Source organism: Streptomyces sp. SID13726 (assembly GCF_010548375.1).
GTDB lineage: Bacteria > Actinomycetota > Actinomycetes > Streptomycetales > Streptomycetaceae > Streptomyces.
This window is the reverse complement of the sequence record NZ_JAAGLY010000751.1, coordinates 1-400: the sequence shown is the minus strand read 5'-3', so window position 1 is coordinate 400 and position 400 is coordinate 1. Positions and strand designations below refer to the sequence as shown.

Annotated in this window: 1 pseudogene; it reads right to left on the bottom strand. The window is 74.8% G+C overall.

The features are described 5' to 3' along the window. Nucleotides 1–400, bottom strand: a pseudogene (locus G3I78_RS50110) (transcriptional regulator); the annotation flags it as partial.

Sequence of the window (400 nt, the reverse complement as noted above, 5' to 3'; positions counted from 1 at the left end):
ACCCGGGCCAGCTCGCGGCTGCGCTCCTCCAGCGCGTGCAGCCGCCGCTGGCGGACCCGTTCCCGCTCCAGCAGCACCCAGTCGTCGTACCAGCCGGGCAGCCGGTCGAGCGCGTCGGTGCGCCATTTCAGCGCCGACAGGTCCTGGGCGGTGGCGGTGCCGCCGATGAGGCGCCCGGCCCAGCCGTACAGCACGTACAGGTCCACCACGGTGTGCTCGCGCATGGCGAGCGCGAACTTGTCGGAGTCCAGCAGATCGATGCCGGCGGCCTTGAGCCGCCACAGTGCGGACCGCAGGTTCCCCGCCGCCCGCAGGTCGTCGCCGGACGGCCACAGCGTCCCGGCGGCGTGCCGGCGCTCGACCCGGCCGCCGTTGAGCGCGACGAACGCGAGGAGGCGCT